Consider the following 26,960-nt stretch of genomic DNA (forward strand, 5'->3'; position numbering starts at 1 on the left):
GCGTATCGCCGGGCGCCCTCGTCATCGCACGTGCGGACGGCGATCCTCGATCTTCACGGTGGTCCGACATGGGCCTCGGCCACGGTGTACCGGCCGAAGCGGGACCGCAACCGGCCCCAGGTGGGCAGCCGCAACTGAGGGAAAGCCTTCGGTGCGTCCGGCATGTCCGGTACGACCGGTACGACCGGGGCGTTCGGCAGGGCCGACAGGGCGTCGGCCTTGGTGAGCCAGTCGTCGAACACGCCGCGGAACAGCGGGTGGGCCTGGGTGGTCGGTACGGAGCGCCTCACGGAAGCCACGACAATTCTCCTCGTCCTCGCAACTCGTCCCTGCAACTCGTCCTGTAACTCGTTCTCGTACCTGCGAAGTTACTGAGAAATGGCTCGCTGATACCGTCCAATGGCATGCGGGAATCACAGACCAATCTGGCCGGGGACCTCCTGCTCAACCTGGGGCAGCCCGGCGACGGAGCGCTGCACGAGCGGGTGAAGCGGGCGTTGCGCGCGGCGATCAGGCAGGGGCGTGTCGAGGTCGGTACCGCCCTGCCGCCCAGTCGGCAGCTCGCCGCCGACCTCGGGTGTTCACGGTGGGCGGTGACCGAGGCGTACAGCCAGCTCGTCGCCGAGGGCTACCTGGAGGCTCGTACCGGCTCCGGCACGCGGGTGCGTTGGTCGAACGATTCCGACGCCGCCTCCCGGCGTCCCGCGACGCACCATGCTCCCGTGGCCCGTTTCGACCTCGCACCGGGCCTGCCGGACCTGCGTGCGTTTCCGCGCCGACGGTGGGCCGACGCGGTGCGCGCACAGGTGACGACCATGGCGTTCACGGAGTTCGGCTACCCGCCGTCCGGCGGTCACCCCCGGCTCAGGAGGCTGCTCGCCGAGTATCTGGGCCGTTCCCGCGGTGTCTCCGCGGCCCCGCAGGACGTGACGGTGTGCACGAGCGTGACCGACGGAGTACGACGTGTCTGCCACGCCCTGCGTGCCCATGGCATCACCGCCGTGGGGTGTGAGGAGCCGGGCTGGACACGGCTGCGCGACGTGGTCGGCGCCGCGGGCCTCGACACGGTGCCCATCCGCACGGACGCCGGCGGTCTGTGCACCGACGACCTCGCCCGGCACACGGGTCTTCGGGCCGTGCTGACGACGCCGGCGCACCAGTTCCCCCTCGGTACCGTGCTCGTCCCCGAGCGCCGCGCCGCCCTGTTGCGCTGGGCGCGCCACGTGGACGGTGTCGTCCTGGAAGACGACTACGACGCGGAGTTCCGCTACGACCGGCGTCCGGTAGCGACCGTTCAGGGCATGGACCCGTCCCGGGTCGTCCTGTTCAAGTCGCTCAGCAAGATCCTGTCCCCGGCGCTCGGCATCGGCTGGATCGTGGCACCACCCCGCTGGACCGATCACCTCCACCACACCGACCAGGCGGCGACCCAGCCCTCCCTACTCGACCAGCTCGCCTTCGCCGCGCTGCTGGAATCGGGCGCCTACGACCGCCACCTCCGCGCCTGCCGGCAGCGGTACCGCAACCGACGCGACATCCTCGTCCAGACCCTCGCCGACCAGCTGCCCGACGCCTCGGTCTCCGGCATCGCCGCCGGGCTCCACCTCATCCTCCGGCTGCCCACGACCGTGGACACCGCGGCCGTCGTCACCGCCGCGGCCTCCCGTTCCCTACGCGTCGCCGACCTCACCGCCTACCACGCCACCGACCACCACACCGACCACGGCCTCGTCCTCGGGTACGGCAACCTCGCCGACAGCATGGTGAACGAAGCGGGCCGCCATCTCCGCGAGGCGATCGAGTCCTCCAGCCTGTTGTAGGGCGGACCGCTGATGTGCGCCGACGGTCTCGGTCAGTGCTGGTGGACCTTGTCGCTGCCCGGGCCGCCCGAGAGCTTGTCCGTGCCCTGGCCGCCGCGCAGTACGTCGTTGCCGCCGTTGCCCCAGAGCGTGTCGTTGCCCTGGTCGCCGTACAGCACGTCGTTGCCCTGCTGGCCGCGCAGGGTGTCGTTGCCCCTGCCGCCGTACAGCTTGTCGTTGCCCTCGCCGCCCCAGAGGTCGTCGGCGTCGGTCCTGCCGTACAGGATGTCGTTGCCGGAGTCCCCTCTCAGGGTGTTCCTGGTCAGCTCGGTGCTTCCGGTGAGGGTGTCGTTCCCGGCGCCGCCGCTGCAGTCCGAGCAGTCGGTCATGATGTCGTGGCCCTTGCCACCGCGGGAACCCAGGCCCCAGACACCGCCGCCGCCGACGATGCGGTCGTTGCCGTCCTCGCCGTAGAGCTCGACCTCGGAGTCGCCCAGCAGGACGTCGTTGCCGGAGCCGCCGTAGATCCCCGCGTACAGGGAGCCGGCGGGAATCGTCGCGGAGTCGTCGCCGTCACCGAGGCGGACGTCGTAGACGAACTCGTCCTCGCCGCTCGGGTGAACGCCCTGGGCGCATCGGACGACCTTGTGATCGGTCGCCTCGGGGTAGGTGCAGTCGCGCTGGGCCGCCGCGCTCGGATCGATGGTGATGTCCACCCGGTCGCGGAAGGTGATGATCCAGTAGCCCCACTCCCAGTCGGGCCTCTCCTCCCTCGCCACGGAGACCGTGAAGCGGTTCGACTGTCCGGCGCCGGCCTGGTAGCGCAGGAGGCCGGCTTCGAAGACGACGGTGGCCGTGCTCGTCGGGGCCGCCTGGGCGGTGGGCGCCGCGAGCGCGGCTCCGCCCAGGGCCAGGGCGAGAGAGGTGGTGGTGGCGACGGTTCTGTACGAGCGCATGCGGAAAGTAACCCTTCGGCCGGGGCTGTGCGATGCGGTTGGTGTTTCCGGTCGCCTGTTCAGACACGTGGCCAGGGGGAGGAGTTGTACCGGAGATCCGGTGTACCGCGACGTGAGACACGCGAAGGGCGCCCGGTGGTGGTCGCCGGGCGCCCTTCAGCGTCGTACGTGTCGTACGTGTCGTACGTGTCGTACGTGTCGTACGTGTCGTGCGGGAGTGATCAGAGCTTCTCGATCACGTAGTCGACGCACTTGGTGAGCGCCTCGACGTCCTCGGGGGCGATCGCCGGGAACATGGCGACGCGGAGCTGGTTGCGGCCGAGCTTGCGGTAGGGCTCGGTGTCGACGATGCCGTTGGCGCGGAGGACCTTGGCGACGGCGGCGGCGTCGATCTCGTCGGAGAAGTCGATCGTGCCGATGACCTGGGAGCGCTTGGCCGGGTCGGAGACGAACGGGGTCGCGTACTTGGACTCCTCCGCCCACGTGTAGAGGCGCGTCGAGGAGTCCTTAGTGCGGGCTGTGGACCAGGCGAGGCCGCCCTGGCCGTTGATCCACTCCAGCTGCTGGTTCAGCAGGAAGAGGGTGGCGAGGGCCGGGGTGTTGTACGTCTGGTTCTTGCGGGAGTTGTCGATCGCCGTGGGGAGGCTGAAGAACTCCGGGATGTGGCGGCCGGAGGCGTGGATCCGCTCGGCGCGCTCGATGGCGGCCGGGGAGAAGACGCCGATCCAGAGGCCGCCGTCGGAGGCGAAGGACTTCTGCGGGGCGAAGTAGTAGACGTCGGTCTCGGCGATGTCGACGGGCAGGCCGCCGGCGCCGGACGTGGCGTCGACCAGGACGAGGGCGCCCTCGTCGGCGCCGGCCACGCGGTGGAGCGGGGCCGCGACACCGGTGGACGTCTCGTTGTGGGTGAAGGCGTAGACGTCGACGCCCGCCTCGGCGGCCGGCTCCGGGTGCGTGCCGGGGTCGGAGGAGACGACGGTCGGCTCGGCGAGCCAGGGGGCGAGCTTCGCGGCCTTGGCGAACTTCGAGCTGAACTCACCGAAGGTCAGGTGCTGGCTCTTGTTCTCGATCAGGCCGTGGGTCGCGATGTCCCAGAAGGCCGTGGAGCCGCCGTTGCCGAGGACGACCTCGTAGCCCTCGGGGAGGGAGAACAGCTCGCTGATGCCCTCGCGGACCTGGCCGACCAGGTTCTTCACCGGGGCCTGGCGGTGGGAGGTGCCGAGCAGGGAGGTACCGGTCGCCGCCAGCGCGTCCAGTGCCTCCGTCCGCACCTTGGAGGGGCCCGCGCCGAAACGTCCGTCGGCGGGCTTGATGTCAGAGGGGATCTGGATATCAGCCACGACCGCGAGCGTAGCGGCTCCGCGAAACATGGGCGAAACGGTCCGTCGGGTGAGACGGTGCTGCGCCGCCGGGCCGGGTGCCTATAGCTCGGGAGTTCGGGTTGTTCGGGGGGTGGGGGTGGGTGGGGCTTCTCCCGCAGTTCCCCGCGCCCCCAAAGGCAAAAAGCACGGGGCGCAGCCCTGCTTTTTGAGGGCGCGGGGAACTGCGCGACCAGCCCCCACCGCACCCGCGCCTGGGGGTCGAAGGAGCGCAGCCCCTGGATGGGGGCACCTCCCGCTCGAGCGAAGCCGAGGGTGGGGGAGGGACGGGTAGGGGCGGCGGGGGCGACAAACCCGGGTCAAGCCCCGCGGGCCGGCCCCGGCGTGAACCGCACCGGCAGCTCCACCAACCCCCGCAGCCAAGGCGAGGCCCGGCGCGTCAGGGACTCGGCCGGGACCGCCAGGTCCATGTCCGGGAGCCGGTCCAGGACGACCTCTATACCCGTTCGGGCGATGACCTCGGCGGTTTCCTGGGCCGGGAAGGGGCAGCGGTGGTCGCCGTGGCCAAAGGAGAAGTGGGCGTTGTTGCCGCCGGTGAGGGCGGAGCCGTGCGTGCGGACACGGGGGTCGGAGTTGGCGCCCTGGAGGCCGAGGAGGACCAGGTCGCCCGCGCGGAGGACACGGCCGCCGAGGCGGGTGTCGCGGGTGGTCCAGCGGCCGGCGGCGTTCTGGATGGGCGCGTCCTCCCACAGCACCTCGTTCATGGCCTCGGCCACACTGCTGCGCCCGCCGAAGAGCGACGCCGCGAAACGGTCGTCCGTCAGCATGAGGTGGAGGGAGTTGCCGATCCAGTCGGCGGTCGGCTGGTGGCCCACCGCCAGCATCACCATCACGTCGTGGGTGACCTCCTCGACCGTCACCTCGTACGCGCGCGCGTTCGCGAGGAGCCGGGAGACGACGTCGTCCCCGGGCTGCTGCCGGCGCTCCGCCACCAGCCGGGCCATCGCCGTCCGCAGATACCCCTCGGCCGCCATCGCCCGGTCCTGGCCGTCGAGGATGTCGTTCAGCGCCGCCACCAGCCCGGGACCGTGCTCCTCCCGGAAGCCGAAGAGGAACGCCAGGACCCGCACGGGCAGCAGCGCCGCGAACTGCCCCACCAGATCGGCCGCGCCCACCCCGCACACCACGTCGATCAACTCGTCGGCGAACCGCTCGACGTGACCGCGCAGTTCGAGCGGTTCGACCGCCTCCAGCGCCTCCCCGATCAGCGCGGCACGCTGCCGGTGCCGCTCGCCGACCGTGCCGAGGACCGACGGCTGCTCCGGGCTGATCACGGGGAGCAGCGGCCAGTCGGCCGGAATGTTCGGCCACTGGTTCCACAGCCCGGAGTCCCGGCTGAACAGCTCCGGATCGCTCGTCACCTGATGCAGCTCGCGATAGCCGAGCACCAGCCACGCCGGTACGCCCCCGTCCAGGAGCACCGGCACCACCTCGCCGTGCTCCCGCCGCAACTCCCGGTACAGGGAGCCGGGTTCGCCCCGGAAGCGGGCACCGAAGAGGGGTACGGGCATGGGTGCGGGCGCGGGCATGGGTGCCGAGTGGCCCACGCCGTCGCCGTTCTCAAAGGTTGCGAAGTCCAACTAACACCTGCTCCAGAATGTCCAGATCGATCAGCGCGGCCTTGTGCGGATGCCGGGCGCTGACCCGGCCGGCCGTGAGGAGGTCGGAGAGCAGGACCTTCGTGATGCTCACCGGCAGCCGCAGCTCGGCGGCGATCTCCACCACCGCCGTCGGCCGCTCCGTCAGCCGCAGGATCGCCACATGCTCCGACTGCATGCCCGGCATCGGCTGGCTCTCCGCGACCACCAGGGTCACCAGGTCGAACGGCGTTCCGGGCGCGGACCTGCTGCGCCCCCCGGTGAGTGTGTACAGCCGGTCGGGCAGGTCGTCCCTGCCGGGCCGGCTCATGACGTACGGGGCGCCAGAGCCGTAGCCGCGGTCGTCGTCGTGGCGGTCGAAGTGGTCGAAGTCGTCGAAGCGGTTGTAGCCGTCGTAGCGGTCGCCGGGCTCGTCGCGCGGCGCGGCTTCGCACTCAGGTGCTCGCCCAGTTGTTCGACCAGCTCGCTCATGTTGTGGCCGACGAGCCCGGCGTCCGCGTCCTCGTCCGTCACCACGGCCAGATGCGCGCCCTCGCCCGCCTCCACGATGAACAGGACCCCGCCGTAGAACTCCGCCATCGCCGACCGCACACCCCCGCTGCCGTCGCCGAACTCCATGGACGCCCCGTGGGACAGCGACTGGATGCCGGCGGCGATCGCGGCGAGCTGGTCGGCCCGGTCGACCGAGAGCTCGGGCGTACGGCACAGCTTCAGGCCGTCCCGGGAGAGGACGAGCGCGTGCCGGGCGCCCGGAGTGCGTTCCAGCAGTCCCTCCATGAGCCAGGTGAGCCTGTCGTCGGCGGTGGTGCCGATGCCGGTGCCGGTCATGGGGTGTGGTCGCCTTCCAGGTAGGGGTGCGTACGCGGGTCCGGGGCGGGGGGCCGCTCTCCGGCCGGGTCGGGGGCCGGATCCGGGTCCGGGCCCGTGGCCGGGTAGGAGGAGAAGGGGGCGGAAGCGGTGTTGTCGTCCGGGTCGGGGCGCGTGTCCCGTACGGGTTCCCACGCCGGCTCCCGTACCGGATCGAGCTCCCACTTCGCCTCCCGTGCGGGGTCGGGCGCCCACGGAAGCTCTCTGGCGGCGTCGGCTTCCCATGCCGCCTGCTTCGCCGCTTCCGGCTCCCACGCGAGTCCCCGCGCGGGCTCGGGCTCCCATCCGGTCTCCTGCACGGACCCCGACTCCCACGTCGCCTCCCGCACGGGTTCGGGCCCGGACTGCCACGCCGATCCCCCTACGGCACCCCACTCGGACTCCCGCACCGGCTCCAACTCGGGCTGCCGTACGGCCTCCGCGGGCGGAGCGGAATCCCGTACGGGTTCGAGGGCGGCCTCCTGTACGGGTTCCAGAGCGGCCTCGTGTGCGTGAGGTTCGGCCGGGTTCGGGTTCCGGCCCGCGGCGGAGGCCGTCCCCGGCGTCCCCGGCGTCGCCGACGCCTCCGGCAGCCCCGTGCCGCCCTCGTCCCCTGCGGCCGTCCCTTGGACGAACGCCTGGTCCAGCCCGCCCGTGCCACGCACCGCGCGGCGGAAGCTGCTGAAGCGGACGGCGCCGGTGCTGGCGTCCTCGGCGGGCCGGGAGGCCCGCTCCGAGCGGGCGGCGTCGCCGGCTTGGGCCCGGGTGCGGGCTTCCGCCTCGGCGAGGGACTGGCCGCGGCGGCGCCGGGGGAGGGAGTCGGAGGCGGTGTGGGGCTCGTCGGCGGCTGCCGGAGAGCCGGGCTCGGAGCCGCCGAGTTCGGGGCCGCCGAGTTCGGGGCCGCCGAGTTCGGGGCCGCCGAGTTCGGAGCCAAGGTGGGAGCCGGGCTCAGCGGCGAAGCCAGAGCCGAACTGAGGGCTGGCAGGCCCGAATGGAGAGCTGCCAGTTCCGAACTCGGAGCTTGCGGACCCGAACTCAGCGCTGCCAGAGCCGAATTCGGAGCTGAACGACGAGCTGAAGGGGGAGTTGTAGGGGGAGACGTAGGCGGCGTCGAACGCCGGAGGCCCGGTCGGGGCGTCGGTAGCAGGGGTCGGAGTGTTGGTCCTGTAGCCGGACAGGGAGTCGATCAAGGCGTCGGCCACGGGGTCGGCGACGGGCGCGGCAGGGGCGTCCGTCGGGAACTCGTGGGTGGGCGTCGGCTCGGTGTCCAGGTCGTGCGGGGGGCGCACGCCCGCGTAGGGCGGCGACTGCGCGGGGGCGGACGCCGTGGGAGATGTCGTCGTGGGGATCGTGCTCGCCAGGACGTCCTGGGGGATGAGCACCAGGACGCCCGTGCCGCCGCGCGCGGACGGGCGGAAGGAGATCCTCAGGCCGTGCTTGCGGGCGAGGCGGCCCACGACGGCGAGGCCGAGGCGCGTGCCGGCGAGGCTGGTGAGGTCGGCGGACTCGCCCGACACGGCGCGTTCGGCGCGCCGGAGCTGGACTTCGCTCATGACGAGCCCGGAGTCCTCGACGGAGATGATCGCGCCGGCCGGGACCTCCTCGACGTACACATGCACCTCGGCGGACGGCGGCGAGAAGTTGGCCGCGTTGTCGAGGAGTTCGGCGAGCGCGTGCATGACGCCCTCGGCGGCGTGTCCGGCGACGGCGGCCTCGCTGGAGGAGTGCAGCCGGACCCGGCGGTAGGCGCCGATGCGGCCCATCGCGCCGCGCAGGATCGACTCCATGGGGATCGGCCGCGCCCAGCGGCGGCCCGAGCGCGCGCCCGCGAGGACGGCGACGGAGTCGGCGAGGCGGCCCGCCTGGGCGGTGCGGTGGTCGAGGTGGAGGAGGTCGGCGAGGACGTCCTCGTCGGCGTGACGTTCCTCCATGGCCCGCAGGTCGGCGAGGGTGCCGGTGGCGAGGGCCTGCATACGGCCGGCCACGTTGGCGGTGACGGCGAGGAGTGCGGTGCGGTCGGTCTCGGCCTGCTTGGCGCGTTCCGCGAGCCGGGCCCGCTCCTGGGCGGTCTCCTCGGCCGTACGATCCCGTTCGGCGGACAGCCGTTCGCGTTCGCGCTCGGACTCCGTGGTCAGCCGCGCCCGTTCCCGCGCGAACTCGGCCGCGACCCGCGCCCGCTCCTGGACGTACTCCTCCGTCAGCCGTCCCCGTTCCTGCGTGAACTCCTCGGCCATCAGGGCCCGTTCCTGAAGCAGCAGACCCGTGTCCCGGGAGACGGCGTTCAGGCGGTGGCGCAGCAGTCTCACCGACACGCGCGCGTGCACGGCGACCGCGACGGCGACCGTGAGCAGCAGCGCGGCCGCGCCCGCGCCGCCCGCGAGGGGCAGCCGTACGGACTGCGGCGCCAGCGCGACCGCGGCGCCGGCGGCGGTCGCGGCGAGCGCGGCGGTCGCCAGGGGAAAGGGAAGGACTGAGCGCAGGGCGGGGCGTTCGCCTGGTGAGCGAGGGGAGCTGGGCGCGGTCATCGGCTGTTGTCCTCGGTCGGTTCTGAACTCGGTAACTCAGTCGGTTCCTGGAGTCGGTAACTCGGTCGGTCCCTGAACGAGAAGCGACGTCTGGTGCTTAATTGGCCGTCACTATATGAGAGTTCGTGACGGTGGTTGGCCGGTTTCCCGTTAGCTCTCCGGAATCAAGCCAACGTTCCCGGTGAGCGGCGCGCCGTCTGTTCATCGGTCACCCCGTCACTTCGCGGTCACTGTCAGTGGTCGGGTGCATCCTGGGACGCATGACGGAATTCGGGGGTACGGCGGGCCGTGGGGACGCGGGCGCGCGGGACGCGGCAGGTGACGCGGGCACGGCGGAGATGCGGGCCGCGCTGTCGGCCTCGCTGCGGGCGGCGGGCGTGCGCGGGGAGGCCGCCTTCGACGTGACCGCACGCGCCCTGATGACGATGGACGCGTCCAACTACCGGCGCGTACCGCTGGGCGTGGTGACGCCCCGGGACGCGGACGACGTGGCGGCCGTCCTGTCCGTGTGCCGCGAGCACGGTGTCCCGGTCGTCGCGCGCGGCGGCGGCACGTCGATCGCCGGGCAGGCCACGGGCACCGGCGTGGTCCTGGACTTCACCCGCCACATGAACCGGCTGGTCTCCCTCGACCCCGAGGCGCGTACGGCGGTCGTCCAGCCCGGCCTGGTCCTGGACCGCCTCCAGGAGGCCGCCGCCCCGCACGGCCTCCGCTTCGGCCCCGACCCCTCCACCCACAGCCGCTGCACCCTCGGCGGCATGATCGGCAACAACTCCTGCGGCTCGCACTCGGTCGCCTGGGGCACGACGGCGGACAGCGTGCGCGAACTGTCGGTGATCGGGGGGAGCGGGGACGTACTACGGCTCGGGCAGGGCTGGGCGGGGGCGCCGGACGGCCTCCGCCCGCTGGTGGAGCGGGAACTGGCCCGCCTGCGCACCGGCTTCCCCGACCTCCCCCGCCGTATCTCCGGATACGCCCTCGACGCCCTCCTCCCGGAGAACGGCGCGGATGTGGCCCGCTCCTTCTGCGGCTCCGAGGGCACGCTCGGGGTGCTCACGGAAGCGGTCGTACGCCTCGTCGAGGCTCCACGTGCGCGTGCCCTCGCCGTTCTGGCGTACGCCGATGAGAGCGCGGCGGCCGAAGCGGCCCCCGGCCTGCTGCCGCACCGCCCGCTGACGGTGGAGGGCATGGCCGCGGACCTCGTCCCGCCGGGGGCGACCGCACTGCCGTCCGGCGGGGCCTGGCTGTTCGTGGAGACGGGCGGCGACACGGCCGCCGAGGCACGGGCGCACGCCGACGCGATCGTCCGCGCGGCTGAGGCCGCCGACGCGCTCGTGGTGACGGACGCCGCCGCCCAGCGCGCGCTCTGGCGCATCCGCGAGGACGCGAGCGGTACGGCGACCCGGATGCCCGACGGCAGCGAGGCATGGCCGGGTTGGGAGGACTGCGCGGTGCCGCCGGCCCGGCTCGGTGCGTATCTGCGGGACTTCCGAGGTCTGCTGCGAGCCCACGACCTGCGCGGCACGCCCTACGGCCACTTCGGCGACGGCTGCATCCACGTCCGCATCGACTTCGACCTCATCACCGCCCCGGGCATCGCCCGCTTCCGCCGCTTCTCCGAGGAGCTGGCCGAACTGGTCACGGCGCACGGTGGCTCCCTCTCCGGCGAACACGGCGACGGCCAGGCCCGCGCCGAACTCCTGCCGAAGATGTACGGCACCGAAATGGTCCGGCTGTTCGAGCAGGTGAAGGGCGTCTGGGACCCGGACGACCTCCTGAACCCCGGCATGCTCGTCCGCCCCGCCCCACTGGACTCCAACCTGCGCTTCGCGGTCCTCCCGCGTACGCCCGTGCCGGTGGAGTTCGCGTACCCGGACGACGGCGGGGACTTCGCGGCGGCGGTACGGCGCTGCGTGGGCGTCGCCAAGTGCCGTACGACCGAGGTGAGTCCGGCGTCCGGAGCCGTCATGTGCCCCTCCTTCCGCGCCACGGGTGAGGAGGAGCACTCCACCCGGGGCCGGGCCCGCCTCCTGCACGAGATGCTGGCCGGTGAGGTGGTCACCGACGGCTGGCGCTCGCCCGAGGTACGGGACGCTCTCGACCTCTGCCTCTCCTGCAAGGGCTGCCGCTCCGACTGCCCGGTCGGCGTCGACATGGCCACATACAAGGCGGAGTTCCTCCACCACCACTACGCCGGCCGCCGCCGCCCGGCCGCCCACTACGCGATGGGGTGGCTGCCGCTGTGGCTCCGCCTGGTCGCCCGTACGCGCACGGCCGGACTCGTCAACCTCCTCGCCGGTGTACGTCCCTTGGCTTCGCTCGCCAAGCGGCTGGGCGGGATCGCGGGGGAGCGGGAGCTGCCGCGGCTGGCGAGGGTGCCGTTCGTGCGGTGGTACGAGGGGGTGCTCAGGGAGCGGGCGAGGCTGGAGGAGGCGCAGGCCCGGAGGGACGAGGCGGGCGAGGAGTCGTCGGAGGAGAAGCCGGCCGTCGCAACCCCCTTTGACGACCCGGCCTTCAGGAAGAGGTGGAAGAAGGCCACCAGGGGCCGCCCCCTCCGCTCCGACGAACCGGCGGACATGCTCGACGAGGTCCGCGCGCTTGCCGAGGAGGGCCTCGATGCGGACTCCGAGCGCGGTGGCGCTTTCGAGGGCGGCGGCGACTTCGATGGCGAGAGTGCTTTTGCGGACCTCGGCGAGGACGAGAACGCGAACGCGGACGAGAACGCGGACGAGGACACGGACGAGAACGCGGACGAGGACACGGACGAGAACGCGAACGAGGACACGGACGAGGACACGGACGAGGACACGGACGAGGACACGGACGACGAGGGGTACGAGGCGCCGACGACCGTGCTCCTGTGGACGGACACCTTCACGGAGTACCTCTCGCCGTCCGTGGGGCAGGCGGCGCTACGGGTGCTGGAGGCGGCCGGCCTGCATGTGATCGTGCCGCCGACGCTGTGGATGAAGCGGAAGCCGGCCTGGGTGAGGAGGGCGGAGGCGGGCGAGGAGGTCGCCCTCACCCAGCTGAGGCTCACCCGGGCCTTGTTCGCGATGCGGCAGAGCCGGATCTGTTGCGGTCTGACGTACGTCTCGACGGGCCAGCTCGACCGGGCCCGCGCGGTGCTGCGCCGCACGCTCGACATGCTCGACGTGTTCCTGAACCCCGTCCCGCGGCGGCTGCTGGACGAGGACCCGGACCTCGCCCCACCCCGCATCCCCATCGTCGTCCTCGAACCGAGCTGCGCGGCGACGCTCCGCACCGACCTCCCCGAACTCCTCCCCGACGATCCCCGGGCCCACCAACTCGCCGCCTCGGTCACCACCTTCGCGGAGGCGCTCGAACGCCACGCCCCGCACTGGACCCCGCCCGCCCTCGACCGCCCGGTCGTCGGCCAGACCCACTGCCACCAGCACGCGGTACTGGGCGACGCCCCCGACCGCCGTCTCCGCGCCGCCGCCGGCCTCACCGGCGACCTCAGCGGAGGCTGCTGCGGTCTCGCCGGCAACTTCGGCTTCGAGAAGGGCCACTACGACGTCTCGGTCGCCTGCGCGGAGGACCAACTCCTCCCGGCGGTACGGGACGCGGCCGACGGTGCGATCGTCCTGGCGGACGGCTTCTCATGCCGGACGCAGCTGGAGCAGCTGGCGGGGAGGCGGGGGAGGCACTTGGCGGAGGTGCTGGCTGAGGGGCTGGACGGCGCTCCCTCCCGGTGATCGCTCCGAAGAACGTCCGGAAATGCACCGGTGGGGAAACCCTCATCCGCCTTCCTGGTCATGCGAACCGCTAGCTCGTCCCGAGCCCCGCCGCGCGGCCCTCCTCGTCCCACCGGATCTCCAGGACCCGCACGACGGCGTCACGGTTGAGGGGCCCGAACACATGCGGAAACAGAACATCCGCCCCGACTCCCGGCGGCGGAGCGGGAGCAGCCGCTTCGAACTCCACCCTGGCATCCAGCCGTTCCTCATCGAGGACGAGCACATGCAACGGCTTGGGCGCGTCCCGATAGAAGGCGTTGACGACGGCCAGGGTCGTCGCCTCATCCGGAGAACAGTGCACGAAACCGTCCTCCGGGAGTGACGCGGGGGCGTACGGCTGGTCGGCGCGGGCGGTCCAGGCATCGAGGGAGACGACGTGGTAGATCATGGGCCGGTTATACAACAGCGCCCGGTGACGCGACGGGCGGCGACTACCGCGGCCCGTGACCGACACCTTGATCGAACTCCACCCGCCGCCTACGCTCACGTGCCCATGGAGATCCGGGGGCGCGGTCGTCGAACGTGGCGGGACCGACTGGCCGGGAGGCGACGGACGCTGGTCGTGGCCGTCACCGGGCTGGTGGGCCTCATCGTCGTCGGCGCGGTACTCGTCCTCCTGCCGGGCGCGGTGGTGGATCACGATCTCGCCGGGGCGAGCGTGGACGCGCGGGACAGACTCAAGGCCGTGAGCGACGTCCGTACGACGCTGCTGCAGGCCATCGGCGGCCTGGCCGTTCTCTTCGGCGCGTACGCCACATGGCGCCAACTGCGGGTCAGCCAGGACGGTTTGCGCGCGACGCAGGAGGGTTATGTCACCGACCGGTTCAGCCGGGCGGTCGACCAACTCGGCAGCGACAAACTGGACGTACGCATCGGCGGGCTCCACGCGCTGTGGCGGATCGCGGAGCATTCGGCGAGGGACCGCGAGGCGATTCTCTCCATCCTGGCGGCCTACCTGCGTACGCATCTGCCCTGGCCGCCCACCGGACCGGAGGCCCCGGCGGCGGAGACGCCGATCAACGACGTCGTGCCGTTGGAGGTACGGGCGGCCGACGCCCAGGTGGCGCTGACCGGACTCGGCGTGCTGCTGCTCCATCCCCGGGAGCAGTCGTGGCTCAACCTGAGCGTCACCGACCTGCGCCGGGCCGACTGCGACGGGTTGTGGCTGACCGCGGTCAACCTCGACCGGTCATGCCTGGAAGCAGCAGGCCTCTATCACGCCAACCTGGCCCAGGCCTCCCTTGTGTCCGCCAACCTGCGGCACGCCGACCTCAAGACCGCGATCCTGCGCCGCACCCGCCTCGCCCTGGCCGACCTGCGGGGCGCCCGCCTGGTCGAAACCGACCTGCGCGAGGCCGACTTCACCGAGGCGGACCTGCGCGAGGCGAACCTCCGCAAGGCCGACGCGTCCGGCGCCGTCTTCCACCGCGCCGACCTCCGCCTGGCCGACCTGCGCGGCGCTGACCTGACCACCGCCGACCTCACCGAGGCCCGCCTCACCGGCGCCCTGAGCAGCGCCCACACCCGCTGGCCCCCCGACTTCGACCCCACCACCGCCGACCTCACCCCCATCGACGACCCCGGCCCCGAAGCCCCACCCCTCCTCCAACCACCGGGCATCACCACCCAACACCCACCACTGCGCTCGATGCGGTGACCGAGGGGTCCGACGTACGGTCGTAGGCATGTGGAGGGCAGGGTGAACGCGAACAGGTGGGTCAGCACCTCGATGCCGTATCTGACACCACGGGAGAAGGGGCGGGGCGACGCCTGGGGCGCGGACGCGGCGGCCCAGGGACGGCGGGGCACCCAGCGGATTTTGTACGCCGGTGAGGTGGCGGCGCCCGTCGAGGTGGCGCGGCTGTTGGAGCTGGCCGAAGGCGAGACCGCCGTCGTACGCCGCCGCCTGATCCTCCTCGACGGCCAGCCGAACGAGCTGACGGACACCTACTACCCGGTCGACATCGCTCGCGGCACCGGTCTCGCCGGAACCGCCAAGATTCCCGGCGGAGCCGTCACGCTGCTCGCCCAACTGGGCCACGTCGGCGCCCTCGTCCGCGAGGACGTGACAGCCGACAACCCGGACGCCGAGGAGCGGGAGACCCTCCGGACCGCACCGGGAGAACCGGTGCTCCGCCTGACGAGGGTCACCCTCGACCGCGACGGCCGCCCGATCCAGGTCGACCGCATGGTGATGCCGGCGAGGCGCCAGCGACTGCGCTACGAGATCGGCATCGAGGCGGGGCCGGAGAGCTAGGGCGACGGAGGCCGAGAGGACTCGGGCTCACCGCTGTGGCGGTCTCGTCCCTGTCTCGGCGGCCGTGAGGCGCAGGACGGGTCGTCGCGCCGGATCACCGACACCGGGACGGGGACGCCGGGCATCACCCTCCCGTACGAGAAGGGCGGCAAGTTCCGTACGACGCTGAGCCTCCGGCCCGAGATCGCGGACGGCGAGGTGTGCGGCGAGACCGTGCGCTGCGCGATCGTCACCCGAACCGACTTCACGGCCACGAACGAGCGGCTGTACGACCAGTACATCCCGGTCCGCGTCGTGCCTGGCGGCGCGGTGCGATAGCGCGTTCACCGGCGTGTGCCGGGCAGGACGGTCAGTGCGCGGGTACGGCCGCTCTGCCCGGCGTAAGGCCCGGACGATCCGCCCCGCTCACCCCGAAACCCCCGCCTTCCCCCGCCCCACCTGCGTCCGCACCGCCCCCATGCTCGCCCCGATGACCAGCGCGATCGCGAGGGCTTCCATGGTGGAGAGGGCCTGGTCGAGGATCAGGAAGCCGGCGGTCGCGGCGATCGCGGGCTCCAGACTCATGAGGACCGCGAAGGTGGAGGCGGGCAGGCGGCGCAGGGCGAGGAGTTCGAGGGTGTAGGGGAGGACGGAGGACAGTATGGCGACGGCGGCGCCCAGGGCGAGCGTCGTCGGGTCGACGAGTCGCGTCCCCGATTCGACGAGCCCCAGCGGCAGGAACAGCACCGCCGCGACGGCCATGGCCAGCGCCAGGCCGTCGGCCTGCGGAAACCGCCTCCCCGTACGCGCGCTGAACACGATGTACAGGGCCCACATCAACCCGGCGGCGAGGGCGAAGGCGACGCCGAGCGGGTCGAGGTCGTTGAAGCCTCCTCCGCCGCCGAGGAGGAAGACGCCGCAGAGGGCGAGCCCGGCCCACACCATGTTCACCGCTCGGCGGGACGCGAGGACGGAGAGTGCCAGCGGGCCGAGCACCTCCAGGGTGACGGCGGGGCCGAGGGGGATACGGGCGATGGACTGGTAGAAGAGGCCGTTCATCGCGGCCATGGTGACGCCGAAGACGATCACCGTGCTCCAGTCGGTGCGCGAGTGCCCGCGCAGCCGGGGGCGGCAGACCACCAGCATCACCAGCGCCGCCACCGCGAGCCGCAGCGTCACCACCCCGAGCGCCCCGGCCCGCGGCATCAGCGTCACCGCCAACGCCCCGCCGAACTGCACCGATATCCCGCCGGCCAGCACCAGCCCCACGGGCCCGAGGGAACCCATGCCACGGGAAGCGCGGGCCTCGCCGGAGGCGCGGCCGGCCGGTGGCGTCGGCGCAGCGGTGGCGGGCGCGGACTGGTCAGCGCTGGGGAGTGTCACGGGGGCCGTCCAGGGAGAGCGGAGAACGGAGGGGAGAGGGGAGAGGGGAGAGGGGAGAGGGGATCGAGGTGCTTCGTTCAGTATGGGGGACTTGATAGTGCAAAGCAATGGACTAAGTCAGGTCTGTAATCAGTTTTGCGACTTACGTAGACGGCCCGCAACCTTTGAGATCGGCCCCGTCGGGGTTCGCCTCGCGTCCACCCCGCCGTGCCCGCCCCTCTCCGTCCCCACCTGTGGATTCCCCGCGACCACCGTCTGACGGACAGTCAAATCCCAGCTCGGACCCAGCCGATACCTATTCATTCCCAAGGTAATTCATAGGTTCTCACAGCATTAATCCGTGCATTGAATTCTGAGTTTTTCCCTTTCTTCTCGCACGGTCGTGTTAAGTTTCTTTTCATCGGGCGGAGGGATCGCCCGGGGCGACGGCCCTGATCCCCTCCCCGTCCGTGCGGAATTCCCGTCCCGCTGGAAACTCGCAAGGAGTCGGTATGAGCTTCAGGGTCATTGCACCGCTTACCCCCCGACGGAACGCCAATTCGAACCCGAACACGAACCCCAACGCCAACCCCAACCAAGTGCCCCCGCCGGCGCGGCAGCAGCGTCGCCGCCCGCGCCCCGGTGGGCCCGCTCCCCAGCAGCCCGGCTTCTAGGGGTAAAGCCCCAGGTGGGGTGGGAGGGTCGTCGGTTTTCCGTCGGCCCTCCCACCGTTTCCGCCCCCTCCGCGGCGTTGTGCGCGGGCTGTGGATCCACTCGGAACCGCCTGGCAATCAGGCAAAGTCCCGGATGTCGTGGCGCGCTCACCCATACATTGTTCTTGCTCGACAGGGAGAAATATGCGAGCGCCCAAGGGTCGTCGTTCGACAGTGGATTTCCCTCGGAGTGTTCCGCCGGGTCTGGAATTGTCTCCCTACGGCTTTCCGGTCGTCCGTGGTTACGGCGAGGAAAGAGCAGAAGGAAACCATAAAGGGCGCCCTGTCGCCGCCGCATACGATAAATACGAGAGGTACGACGAGCCGGCCGAGTACCGCGAGCCAGGCGGCCCTGGCGACGCCGAAGACTTCGACCCCGCCGACTACGACCCCGCCGACTACGACGACGCCTCCCCCTCCACCCCCTCCCCCTCCCCCTCCCCCTCCCCCTCCACCGCAACCTCCTACACCACTCCCACCATCCCCGCCCGAGCCGCCTTCCGCCGCTTCTGGCCCATGACCAAGGGCCTGCGCCGCTGGCTCGTGGCCATCTGGCTGTGCACCGTGCTGGGCGCGCTCGCGGAGACCTCCGCGATCCTGCTGTTCAGCGAGCTCACGGACAACGCGCTGCAGAAGGGGGCGCTGGACGCGTTCTGGGTGCCGGCGGCCCAGTGGCTGGGCATCGCGGTCGTCGGCGCGGCGATCGGGTACGCGGGCGGCTCCCTCTCCGTCTGGGTGTCGGAGCGGTTCGTGATGCGGTTGCGCGAACACGTCTTCGACCACGTGCAGAAACTGCCCCCGCACTTCTTCCAGCGCCACCGCCAGGGCGACCTCCTCTCCCGCCTCACCGGCGATGTCGAGGCCATCGAACAGATGGCCGTCTCCGGCCTGCTCGGCACCGCGACCGCACTGTTCAGCGCTGTCTTCTACGCGGCGGCCGCGTTCTGGCTCCGCTGGGACCTGGCGGCCGCCACCTTCGTACTCGCCCCGCTGTTCTGGGTGGCCGCCCGACGGTTCTCCGCCGGCGTCAAGTCGGTCGCGCGGGAGGGCCGGGTCGCCGACGGCGCGGTCACCTCGGTCGTCGAGGAGTCGCTCGGCAACCTCGTCCTCACCCAGGCGTACGGCCGTGAGGACGCCGAGCGGCGCCGACTACGGCAGGAGGCGTCGGCGTGGTTCCGGGCGGCCGTCCGCTCGGCCCGCCTCGACCAGGCGTACGGGCAGCTCGTCCAGGTCATCGAGACGATCTGTGTGCTGGCGGTCATCGGCATCGGTGTCTGGGAGATCTCCGCGGGCAAGATGACCCTCGGCCAGCTCCTCGCCTTCGCCGCCCTCCTCAGCTACCTCTACCCGCCCATCCGCAGCCTCGCCCAACTGGGCCTCCTCGTCACCGCCGCCACCGCCGGCGCCGAACGGCTCATCGAAATCCTGGACTCCCGCCCCGCCGTCACCGACCCGACCGGTCCCGTCGCCACGCGGAGCGACCTCGGCCGCCCCGACGGCACGGTGGAACTCCGGGACGTCACCTTCCGCTACCCGGGCACCGACACCAAGCCGCCCGGCCGCGCACCCGCCACCGACGCCGAGCCCGTCGGTCTCCTCGCCCCGGCCCTGGACGCGCTCTCCTTCACCGTCCACCCCGGCGAGCTGGTGATCATCACGGGCCCCAGCGGCGCCGGCAAGTCCACCCTCTCCAAGCTCCTCCTCCGCTTCTACGACCCCGACTCCGGCACGGTTCTCCTCGACGGCACCCCGCTGCGCGACTTCCCTCTGGACCGGCTCCGCGAGTACGTAGCCCTCCTCCCGCAGGAGACCCTGGTCCTGCACGACACCATCCGCGCCAACATCGCCTGCGGCCGCCCCGGTGCCAGCGACCAGGCCATCGAGGACGCCGCCCGCACCGCCGACGCGCACGACTTCATCACCGCCCTCCCCGACGGCTACGACACCCACGTCGACCCCAACACCGCCCGCCTATCCGGCGGCCAGCTCCAACGCCTCGCCATCGCCCGCGCCGTCCTGCGCGACGCCCCCGTGCTCGTCCTCGACGAACCCACCACCGGCCTCGACGCCATCGCCGCCCGCCGCATCGTCGAACCCCTCCGCCGCCTCATGGCCGGCCGCACCACCCTCATGATCACCCACGACCTCGACCTCGCTCCCGACGCCGACCGGATCCTCGTCCTGGACCAGGGCCGCATCGTCGAATCCGGCCGCCACCACGAACTCCTCGCCCTGGGCGGCACCTACGCCCACCTGCACGGTTCCCGGAAACGGGAACAGTTCGGCGTGGGCGCGGGCGCGGGCGCCGCCGCCGGGCCGGTTCCCCCGTACGAGCCATACGAGCCATACGAGCCATACGCCCCGTACACCCCGTACACCCCGTACACCCCGTACGCCCCGTACACGTACGACGGCTTCGCCTCCTGAAATCGGTCAGCCGGCGAATCCGCGACCAAAAATCCAAGCACGCTTGATTGTTTCTGCCCCCGCTGCCATGCTCACCCCATGGCCGACCCAACGCCCGTGATCGACGATCTCCGCGCCGAGAGCGAGGAACTCGACCTGCTCGTGGCCGAGTTGAGCCCGGAGCAGTGGGCGCTCGGGACGCCCGCGCCCGGCTGGACCGTCGCCCACCAGATCGCCCACCTCGCCTGGACCGACCACTCCTCCGTGCTGGCGGTCACCGACCAGGACGCCTTCGCCCGTGAGGTCGAGAGCGCGCTGACCTCGCCCGGGGACTTCGTGGACAGTGGCGCGGAGGAAGGGGCAGGGAAGCCGCCCGCGCAGCTGCTCGCGGACTGGCGGGCCGGGCGCGAGGCCCTGGAGGACGCCCTGCGCGCGGCACCCGAGGGCGCGCGGTTCCCCTGGTACGGCCCGCCCATGTCCACCGCCTCCATGGCGACCGCCCGCCTCATGGAGACCTGGGCCCACGGCCTGGACGTCGCCGACGGACTGGGCGCCCCCCGGATCGCCCCCGGGGACCGCCTCCGCCACATCATTCGACTCGGCATCCGCACCCGCGACTTCGCCTTCGGTGTGCACGGACTTACTCCGCCCTTCGAGGAGTTCCGCGTCGAACTCACCATCCCCACCGGTGAGTTGTGGACGTACGGCCCCGAGGACGCGACCGACCGTGTCAGCGGCCCCGCCCTCGACTTCTGTCTCCTGGTCACCCAGCGCGCCCACCGCGCCGACCTCACCCTCCACACCGAGGGTTCCGACGCCGACCGCTGGCTGGACATCGCCCAGGCCTTCGCGGGACCGCCCGGCGCCGGTCGCGCCGCGAAGGGAGCCACCCGGTGAGTGTGCTCCGCATGGGCAACGCCTCCGGCTTCTACGGCGACCGCTTCGACGCGATGCGCGAGATGCTCACCGGCGGCGAACTCGACGTCCTCACCGGCGACTACCTCGCCGAGCTGACCATGCTCATCCTCGGCCGCGATCGCCTGAAGGACCCCACCGCCGGGTACGCCCGCACCTTCCTCCGCCAACTGGAGGAGTGCCTGGGCCTGGCGCAGGAGAAGGGTGTACGGATCGTCGCCAACGCCGGCGGCCTCAATCCCGCCGGACTCGCCCACGCGGTACGGGAGTTGGCGGACCGGCTCGGCATCCCCGTCCGCGTCGCCCACGTGGAGGGCGACGACCTCACCGCCCGCCATCCCGGCAGCCTCGCCGCCCACGCCTATCTCGGCGGCTTCGGTATCGCGGCCTGTCTGCGGGACGGCGCCGACATCGTGGTCACCGGCCGGGTGACGGACGCGGCGCTGGTCACCGGGCCCGCCGCCGCCCACTTCGGCTGGGGCCCGGGGGAGTACGACCGCCTCGCGGGCGCCGTCGTCGCCGGGCACGTACTGGAGTGCGGCGCCCAGGCCACCGGCGGCAACTACGCCTTCTTCCACGAGTCCGCCCATGCGGACCTGCGCCACCCCGGCTTCCCCCTCGCCGAACTCCACGCCGACGGAACGGCCGTCATCACCAAACACCCCGGCACCGGCGGCCTCGTTGACGTCGGCACGGTCACCGCCCAGCTCCTCTATGAGACGGGCGGCGCCCGGTACGCGGGCCCCGACGTCACCGCCCGCCTCGACACGATCAGGCTCACCCAGGACGGCCCCGACCGCGTCCGCGTCGAGGGCGTCCGCGGCGAGGCCCCGCCCCCGACCCTCAAGGTCGGCCTCAACAGGCTCGGCGGCTTCCGCAACGAGGTCACCTTCGTCCTGACCGGCCTGGAGATCGAACGCAAGGCCGCCCTGGTCCGCGACCAGCTGGAGACCGCGCTCGCCGCCGCCAAGTCCCGCCCGGAGCACGTCGATTGGGAACTGGCCCGCACCGACCGCCCCGACGCCCGCACCGAGGAGACCGCCAGCGCCCTCCTCCGCCTCGTCGTCCGCGACGCCGACCAGAACGCCGTCGGCCGCGCCCTCAGCGGAGCCGCCGTGGAGCTGGCCCTCGCGAGCTACCCCGGCTTCCACGTCCTGGCCCCACCCGGAAAGGGCGCGCCCTACGGGGTGTTCGAGGCGGCATACGTCGACCAGGGCACCGTCGAGCACACGGCGGTCCTCCACGACGGCCGCCGGCTCCCCGTGCCCCCGGCCGACGCCACCCTCGTACTACGGCCGGTCGACGAGCCACCCCTCCCGGAGCCGCTGCCCCCCGGACCGGTGCGCCGCGCGCCCCTCGGCCTCGTCGCCGGCGCCCGGAGCGGCGACAAGGGCGGCAACGCCAACATCGGCCTCTGGGCTCGTACGGACGACGCCTGGCGGTGGCTGGCACACACCCTCACCACCGACCGCCTCCGCGAACTCCTCCCGGAGACAGCCCGCTTGACCGTCACCCGGCACGTCCTCCCCAACCTCCGCGCCCTCAACTTCGAGATCGTCGGCATCCTCGGCGAGGGCGTCGCCTCGCAAGCCCGTTTCGACCCCCAGGCCAAGGCCCTCGGCGAATGGCTGCGCTCCCGCCACCTGGACATACCGGAGACGCTCCTATGACCGTCCTCAGCTCCGCCCTCGACCCGGGCGCCCCCGACCACACGGCGAACCGCGAGGCCATGCTCGCCAGGCTCGCCGAACTCGACGCCGAGCACGCGAAGGCCCTCGTGGGAGGCGGCGAGAAGTACATCGCCAGGCACCGGGGGCGCGGCAAACTGCTCGCCCGCGAGCGCATCGAACTGCTCCTCGACCCGGACACGCCCTTCCTGGAGCTGTCCCCGCTCGCCGCCTGGGGCAGCGAATACCCGGTCGGCGCCTCCCTCGTCACCGGCATCGGGATCGTCGAGGGCGTCGAGTGTCTGATCACCGCGAACGACCCGACCGTACGCGGCGGCGCGAGCAACCCGTGGAGCCTGAAGAAGGCCCTTCGGGCGAACGACATCGCGCTCGCCAACCGCCTGCCCTGCATCAGCCTGGTGGAGTCCGGCGGGGCCGATCTCCCCTCCCAGAAGGAGATCTTCATCCCCGGGGGCGCGGTCTTCCGCGACCTCACCCGGCTCTCCGCCGCCGGAATCCCGACCATCGCCGTCGTCTTCGGCAACTCCACCGCCGGCGGGGCCTACATCCCCGGTATGTCCGACCACGTGATCATGGTCAAGGAGCGGGCGAAGGTGTTCCTCGGCGGGCCGCCGCTCGTGAAGATGGCCACCGGCGAGGAGAGCGACGACGAGTCGTTGGGCGGCGCCGAGATGCACGCGCGCGTGTCGGGCCTCGCCGACCACTTCGCCGTCGACGAGCCCGACGCCCTCCGCCAGGCCCGCCGGGTCGTCGCCCGCCTCAACCACCGCAAGGCGTATGCCGATCCGGCCCCTTACCTGGTCCAGCCCCCCAAGTACGACCCCGACGAGCTGCTCGGCATCGTCCCGGGCGATCTGAAGGTGCCCTTCGACCCCCGCGAGGTGATCGCCCGGATCGTCGACGCCTCCGACTTCGACGAGTTCAAGCCCCTCTACGGCACCAGCCTGGTCACCGGCTGGGCCACCCTCCACGGCTACCCGCTCGGCATCCTCGCCAACGCCCAAGGGGTCCTCTTCAGCGAGGAGTCGCAGAAGGCGGCCCAGTTCATCCAGCTCGCCAACCAGCGCGACATCCCCCTCCTCTTCCTCCACAACACCACCGGTTACATGGTCGGCAAGGAGTACGAGCAGGGCGGCATCATCAAGCACGGCGCGATGATGATCAACGCGGTGAGCAACAGCCGGGTGCCCCACCTGTCCGTCCTCATGGGCGCCTCGTACGGCGCCGGTCACTACGGCATGTGCGGGCGCGCCTACGACCCCCGCTTCCTCTTCGCCTGGCCCAGCGCCAAGTCGGCGGTGATGGGTCCGCAGCAGCTGGCGGGCGTGCTCTCCATCGTGGCCCGGCAGTCGGCGGCGGCGAAGGGGCAGCCGTACGACGAGGACGCGGACGCCGCACTGCGCGCGATGGTGGAGCAGCAGATCGAGTCCGAGTCGCTCCCCATGTTCCTGTCCGGGCGGCTGTACGACGACGGCGTCATCGACCCCCGCGACACCCGCACCGTCCTCGGCCTGTGCCTGTCCGCGATCCACACGGCGCCCTACGAGGGCGCACGCGGTGGCTTCGGCGTCTTCCGGATGTAAGGAACGTGAGGGACCACGTGATTACGACACTCCTCGTCGCCAACCGGGGCGAGATCGCCTGCCGGATCTTCCGCACCTGCCGTGAGCTGGGAATCCAAACGGTCGCCGTGCACTCCGACGCCGACGAGAACGCCCTCCACGCGCGCGTGGCCGACGCGACGGTACGGCTGCCGGGCGCGACCCCCGCCGACACCTACCTGCGGGGCGACCTGATCGTGAAGGCCGCCCTCGCCGCCGGCGCCGACGCGGTCCACCCCGGCTACGGCTTCCTCTCCGAGAACCCGGACTTCGCCCGCCAGGTCCTCGACGCGGGCCTCGTCTGGATCGGCCCGGCTCCGGACGCGATCGAGGCGATGGCCTCCAAGATCCGGGCCAAGGAGCTGATGGGGCTCACCCCCCTGCGCGAGGTCACCGAGAACGATCTGCCGGTGCTGGTGAAGGCCGCAGCGGGCGGCGGCGGACGCGGCATGCGCGTGGTCCGCAGCCTGGGGGACCTGGACTCCGCCCTGGAGAGCGCCCGCGCCGAGGCCACGAGTGCCTTCGGCGACGGCGAGGTCTTCGTCGAGCCGTACGTCGAGAACGGCCGCCACGTCGAGGTCCAGATCCTCGCCGACACCCACGGCACGATCTGGCCCCTCGGCACCCGCGACTGCTCCCTCCAGCGCCGCCACCAGAAGGTCATCGAGGAGGCCCCGGCCCCCGCCCTCTCCGCGGCACTCACGGAGGAACTCCACACCCTGGCCGTACGCGCCGCCCGAGCGGTCTCCTACGTCGGCGCGGGCACGGTCGAGTTCCTCGTCGCCGACGGCAAGGCCCACTTCCTGGAGATGAACACCCGCCTCCAGGTCGAACACCCGGTGACGGAAGCCGTCTTCGGCCTCGACCTGGTGGCCGAGCAGATCCGCGTGGCCGAGGGCCACGCACTGCCGGCCGACCCCCCACGCGCGCGTGGCCACGCCGTCGAGGCCCGCCTGTACGCCGAGGACCCGGCGCGCCACTGGACCCCCCAGACCGGCACGCTGCACCGCCTCACCCTCCCCGAAGGCGTCTCCCAAGGCGTCTCCCAAGGCGTCTCCCAAGGCGTCTTCCAAGACGTTTCCCAAGGTGTCCGCCTGGACACCGGCTACACCGACGGCGACGACATCGGCGTCCACTACGACCCCATGCTCGCCAAGGTCATCGCCCATGCCCCCACCCGCGCGGAGGCGATCCGCCGCCTGGCCGCCGCCCTGGACCGGGCCACCATCCACGGCCCGACCACCAACCGCGACCTCCTCGCCCGCTCCCTGCGCCACGAGGAGTTCACGACGGCCCGCATGGACACGGGTTTCTACGACCGCCACCTGTCCGATCTGACCAGCCCCACCCTGGACCCCCACGCCCCCTTGGCCGCCGCCCTCGCCGACGCTGCCACCGAAGGCAACCCCCGCTTCGGCGGCTGGCGCAACGTCCCCTCACAACCCCAGGCCAGGCGCTACGCGACGGCAGGCGAGGAACACGAGGCGACGTACCGCCACACCCGCACCGGCCTGGAGGCAGACGGGGTCACGGTCGTCCACGCCGACGCACACCTGGTCGTACTCGAAGTGGACGGCGTACGAAGGAAGTTCGAGGTGACGCGGTACGGCACCCACCGCCACGTGAACACCACCCACCTCACCGCCCTCCCCCGCTTCCCCGACCCCACGACCCAACAGGCCCCCGGCTCCCTCCTCGCCCCCATGCCGGGCACGGTCGTCCGCGTGGCCGAGAACCTGAAGCCGGGCACCACCGTGGAGGCCGGAACCCCTCTCCTCTGGCTGGAGGCGATGAAGATGGAACACAAGATCACAGCGCCGGTGACAGGCACGCTGACGGCCCTGCACGCGGCCGTCGGACAGCAGGTGGAGATGGGCGCCCTCCTGGCCGTGGTGCAAGACCAAGCCCGCTAGGGGCGCGGGGAACTGCGCGACAAGCCCCCACAGACCCGCACCTCCGAACGGCCGACGCACCCTCCCCCTCAGGAGCCCCTCATGCCCCCAGTCCTGGAATCCGAAGAGCACAAGGCCCTACGAGCCGCTGTTTCCTCCCTCGGAAAGCGCTACGGCCGCGAATACATAGCCACGGTCAACAAAGAGGGCCGCCACCCCGACGAACTCTGGTCCGAGGCAGCCGAACTCGGCTACCTGGGTGTCAACCTCCCCGAGGCATACGGAGGCGGAGGCGGCGGAATCACCGAACTCTCCATCGTCCTCGAAGAACTGGGCGCCGCAGGCTGCCCCCTCCTCATGCTGGTCGTCTCCCCGGCGATCTGCGGCACGGTGATCTCGCGCTTCGGCACGGAGGCCCAGAAGCAGGCCTGGCTCCCCGGAATAGCCGACGGTTCCCGCCTGATGGCCTTCGGCATCACCGAACCCGACGCCGGCTCCAACAGTCACCGCATCACCACCACGGCCCGCAGGGACGAGACAGGAGACTGGCTGCTCACGGGCCGCAAGGTCTTCATCTCCGGCGTCGACAGGGCGGACGCCGTCCTGATAGTCGGCCGCACCGAGACCGTGTCCGACGAAGACGGCCGAACCGGCACCCTCAAACCCTGCCTCTTCATCGTCCCCACGGACACCCCCGGCTTCGAGTACCGCCAGATCGACATGGAACTCCGCGCCGCCGAGAAGCAGTTCGAGCTGACCTTCGACGACCTCCGGCTCCCCGCCGACGCGCTCGTCGGCGACGAGAACGCCGGCCTGCTCCAGCTCTTCGCCGGCCTCAACCCCGAGCGGATCATGACGGCCGCCTTCGCGATCGGCATGGCCAGGTACGCCCTCGCCAAGGCTGTCGACTACGCCCGCGACCGCACCGTATGGGGTCAGCCCATCGGCGCTCACCAGGCGATCGCCCACCCCCTCGCCCAGTCCCACATCGAACTCGAACTGGCCCGCCTGATGATGCAGAAGGCGGCCCACCTCTACGACGCCGGCGACGACGCGGCGGCCGGCGAGGCCGCCAACATGGCCAAGTACGCGGCGGGGGAGGCCTGCGTGAAGGCCGTCGACCAGGCCGTGCACACCCTCGGCGGCAACGGCCTCACGACCGAGTTCGGCCTCGCCTCGCTGATAACGGCCGCGCGCGTGTCTCGTATCGCGCCGGTGAGCCGGGAGATGATTCTCAACTACGTCTCCCACCAGACCCTGGGCCTGCCGAAGTCGTACTGAGC

At 71.8% G+C, this 26,960-nt stretch carries 19 protein-coding genes; 10 read left to right on the forward strand and 9 right to left on the reverse strand.

From position 1 onward, the window contains the following. Positions 1 to 53 precede the first annotated feature (53 nt). A complete protein-coding gene (locus ACFU53_RS23390; protein ID WP_383995592.1) occupies positions 54 to 299 on the reverse strand; it encodes a hypothetical protein in 246 nt (81 codons plus the stop codon). A 105-nt stretch (positions 300 to 404) separates the two neighbouring features. Here ACFU53_RS23390 and ACFU53_RS23395 point away from each other — a divergent pair, with 105 nt between their 5' ends. Beyond that, positions 405 to 1,820 carry a PLP-dependent aminotransferase family protein gene (locus ACFU53_RS23395; RefSeq protein WP_383995595.1) on the forward strand — a complete coding sequence of 472 codons (1,416 nt, stop codon included), beginning with the start codon at positions 405 to 407 and terminating at the stop codon, positions 1,818 to 1,820. A 32-nt stretch (positions 1,821 to 1,852) separates the two neighbouring features. On the opposite strand, the gene ACFU53_RS23400 is transcribed toward ACFU53_RS23395, so the two are convergent. The 6 genes from ACFU53_RS23400 to ACFU53_RS23425 all read right to left on the reverse strand — a co-directional run bounded on the left by ACFU53_RS23400 (position 1,853) and on the right by ACFU53_RS23425 (position 9,103). Next, on the reverse strand, positions 1,853 to 2,755 hold the full coding sequence (locus ACFU53_RS23400) for a calcium-binding protein (protein WP_383995598.1): 903 nt from the start codon (positions 2,753 to 2,755) through the stop codon (positions 1,853 to 1,855). 221 nt (positions 2,756 to 2,976) lie between these two features. Next, positions 2,977 to 4,095 carry a phosphoserine transaminase gene (serC, locus tag ACFU53_RS23405; RefSeq protein ID WP_383995601.1) on the reverse strand — a complete coding sequence of 373 codons (1,119 nt, stop codon included), beginning with the start codon at positions 4,093 to 4,095 and terminating at the stop codon, positions 2,977 to 2,979. Between the two features lie 338 nt (positions 4,096 to 4,433). Beyond that, a complete protein-coding gene (locus ACFU53_RS23410; protein ID WP_383995604.1) occupies positions 4,434 to 5,663 on the reverse strand; it encodes a cytochrome P450 in 1,230 nt (409 codons plus the stop codon). Between the two features lie 31 nt (positions 5,664 to 5,694). Beyond that, positions 5,695 to 6,042 (reverse strand): DUF742 domain-containing protein, encoded by a 348-nt coding sequence (locus ACFU53_RS23415; protein ID WP_383995607.1) that lies wholly within the window; start codon positions 6,040 to 6,042, stop codon positions 5,695 to 5,697. Beyond that, positions 6,039 to 6,560 (reverse strand): roadblock/LC7 domain-containing protein, encoded by a 522-nt coding sequence (locus tag ACFU53_RS23420; protein WP_383995610.1) that lies wholly within the window; start codon positions 6,558 to 6,560, stop codon positions 6,039 to 6,041. The genes ACFU53_RS23415 and ACFU53_RS23420 overlap by 4 nt, the downstream gene beginning before the upstream one ends. After that, complete coding sequence (locus tag ACFU53_RS23425) at positions 6,557 to 9,103, reverse strand: ATP-binding protein (protein WP_383995613.1); 2,547 nt, start codon at positions 9,101 to 9,103, stop codon at positions 6,557 to 6,559. Before ACFU53_RS23425 ends, ACFU53_RS23420 begins: the two co-directional genes overlap by 4 nt. Before the next feature lie 338 nt (positions 9,104 to 9,441). Here ACFU53_RS23425 and ACFU53_RS23430 point away from each other — a divergent pair, with 338 nt between their 5' ends. Next, complete coding sequence (locus ACFU53_RS23430) at positions 9,442 to 12,822, forward strand: FAD-linked oxidase C-terminal domain-containing protein (protein ID WP_383995662.1); 3,381 nt, start codon at positions 9,442 to 9,444, stop codon at positions 12,820 to 12,822. 70 nt (positions 12,823 to 12,892) lie between these two features. Here the strand turns inward: ACFU53_RS23430 and ACFU53_RS23435 are convergent, their stop codons facing one another. Then, entirely contained in the window at positions 12,893 to 13,252 is a 360-nt protein-coding gene (locus ACFU53_RS23435) for a DUF952 domain-containing protein (RefSeq protein ID WP_383995616.1), read from the reverse strand. A gap of 174 nt (positions 13,253 to 13,426) precedes the next feature. Here ACFU53_RS23435 and ACFU53_RS23440 point away from each other — a divergent pair, with 174 nt between their 5' ends. Then, positions 13,427 to 14,521: a pentapeptide repeat-containing protein gene (locus ACFU53_RS23440; protein ID WP_383995619.1), complete on the forward strand. Its 1,095-nt coding sequence runs from the start codon at positions 13,427 to 13,429 to the stop codon at positions 14,519 to 14,521. A 42-nt stretch (positions 14,522 to 14,563) separates the two neighbouring features. Further along, complete coding sequence (locus ACFU53_RS23445; RefSeq protein ID WP_383995622.1) at positions 14,564 to 15,121, forward strand: GntR family transcriptional regulator; 558 nt, start codon at positions 14,564 to 14,566, stop codon at positions 15,119 to 15,121. A 405-nt stretch (positions 15,122 to 15,526) separates the two neighbouring features. Here the strand turns inward: ACFU53_RS23445 and ACFU53_RS23450 are convergent, their stop codons facing one another. Further along, a complete protein-coding gene (locus ACFU53_RS23450) occupies positions 15,527 to 16,483 on the reverse strand; it encodes a DMT family transporter (RefSeq protein ID WP_383995625.1) in 957 nt (318 codons plus the stop codon). Positions 16,484 to 17,691: 1,208 nt separating this feature from the next. Here ACFU53_RS23450 and ACFU53_RS23455 point away from each other — a divergent pair. The 6 genes from ACFU53_RS23455 to ACFU53_RS23480 all read left to right on the forward strand — a co-directional run bounded on the left by ACFU53_RS23455 (position 17,692) and on the right by ACFU53_RS23480 (position 26,958). Continuing rightward, a complete protein-coding gene (locus ACFU53_RS23455) occupies positions 17,692 to 19,602 on the forward strand; it encodes an ABC transporter ATP-binding protein (RefSeq protein WP_383995665.1) in 1,911 nt (636 codons plus the stop codon). Between the two features lie 78 nt (positions 19,603 to 19,680). Continuing rightward, entirely contained in the window at positions 19,681 to 20,478 is a 798-nt protein-coding gene (locus ACFU53_RS23460; RefSeq protein WP_383995628.1) for a TIGR03084 family metal-binding protein, read from the forward strand. After that, a complete protein-coding gene (locus tag ACFU53_RS23465) occupies positions 20,475 to 22,166 on the forward strand; it encodes an acyclic terpene utilization AtuA family protein (RefSeq protein ID WP_383995631.1) in 1,692 nt (563 codons plus the stop codon). Before ACFU53_RS23460 ends, ACFU53_RS23465 begins: the two co-directional genes overlap by 4 nt. Continuing rightward, positions 22,163 to 23,767, forward strand: coding sequence for an acyl-CoA carboxylase subunit beta (locus ACFU53_RS23470; RefSeq protein ID WP_383995634.1), 1,605 nt, complete (start codon positions 22,163 to 22,165; stop codon positions 23,765 to 23,767). Before ACFU53_RS23465 ends, ACFU53_RS23470 begins: the two co-directional genes overlap by 4 nt. Before the next feature lie 17 nt (positions 23,768 to 23,784). Then, entirely contained in the window at positions 23,785 to 25,698 is a 1,914-nt protein-coding gene (locus ACFU53_RS23475) for a biotin carboxylase N-terminal domain-containing protein (protein ID WP_383995637.1), read from the forward strand. 81 nt (positions 25,699 to 25,779) lie between these two features. Then, the gene (locus ACFU53_RS23480; protein ID WP_383995640.1) at positions 25,780 to 26,958 is read left to right on the forward strand and encodes an acyl-CoA dehydrogenase family protein; all 1,179 of its coding nucleotides are present in this window, start codon (positions 25,780 to 25,782) and stop codon (positions 26,956 to 26,958) included. The last annotated feature ends 2 nt before the right edge of the window (positions 26,959 to 26,960 follow it).

Source organism: Streptomyces sp. NPDC057474 (genome assembly GCF_042802555.1).
In the GTDB taxonomy this organism is placed as follows: Bacteria; Actinomycetota; Actinomycetes; order Streptomycetales; family Streptomycetaceae; genus Streptomyces.

Excerpts from the sequence above, each read along its gene's own strand:
- ACFU53_RS23395 (WP_383995595.1), top strand. The coding sequence starts at position 405 with ATGCGGGAATCACAGACCAATCTGGCCGGGGACCTCCTGCTCAACCTG.
- ACFU53_RS23400 (WP_383995598.1), bottom strand. The coding sequence starts at position 2,755 with ATGCGCTCGTACAGAACCGTCGCCACCACCACCTCTCTCGCCCTGGCC.
- ACFU53_RS23410 (WP_383995604.1), bottom strand. The coding sequence starts at position 5,663 with ATGCCCGCGCCCGCACCCATGCCCGTACCCCTCTTCGGTGCCCGCTTC.
- ACFU53_RS23415 (WP_383995607.1), bottom strand. The coding sequence starts at position 6,042 with ATGAGCCGGCCCGGCAGGGACGACCTGCCCGACCGGCTGTACACACTC.
- ACFU53_RS23420 (WP_383995610.1), bottom strand. The coding sequence starts at position 6,560 with ATGACCGGCACCGGCATCGGCACCACCGCCGACGACAGGCTCACCTGG.
- ACFU53_RS23425 (WP_383995613.1), bottom strand. The coding sequence starts at position 9,103 with ATGACCGCGCCCAGCTCCCCTCGCTCACCAGGCGAACGCCCCGCCCTG.
- ACFU53_RS23430 (WP_383995662.1), top strand. The coding sequence starts at position 9,442 with ATGCGGGCCGCGCTGTCGGCCTCGCTGCGGGCGGCGGGCGTGCGCGGG.
- ACFU53_RS23435 (WP_383995616.1), bottom strand. The coding sequence starts at position 13,252 with ATGATCTACCACGTCGTCTCCCTCGATGCCTGGACCGCCCGCGCCGAC.
- ACFU53_RS23455 (WP_383995665.1), top strand. The coding sequence starts at position 17,692 with ATGACCAAGGGCCTGCGCCGCTGGCTCGTGGCCATCTGGCTGTGCACC.
- ACFU53_RS23460 (WP_383995628.1), top strand. The coding sequence starts at position 19,681 with ATGGCCGACCCAACGCCCGTGATCGACGATCTCCGCGCCGAGAGCGAG.
- ACFU53_RS23470 (WP_383995634.1), top strand. The coding sequence starts at position 22,163 with ATGACCGTCCTCAGCTCCGCCCTCGACCCGGGCGCCCCCGACCACACG.
- ACFU53_RS23480 (WP_383995640.1), top strand. The coding sequence starts at position 25,780 with ATGCCCCCAGTCCTGGAATCCGAAGAGCACAAGGCCCTACGAGCCGCT.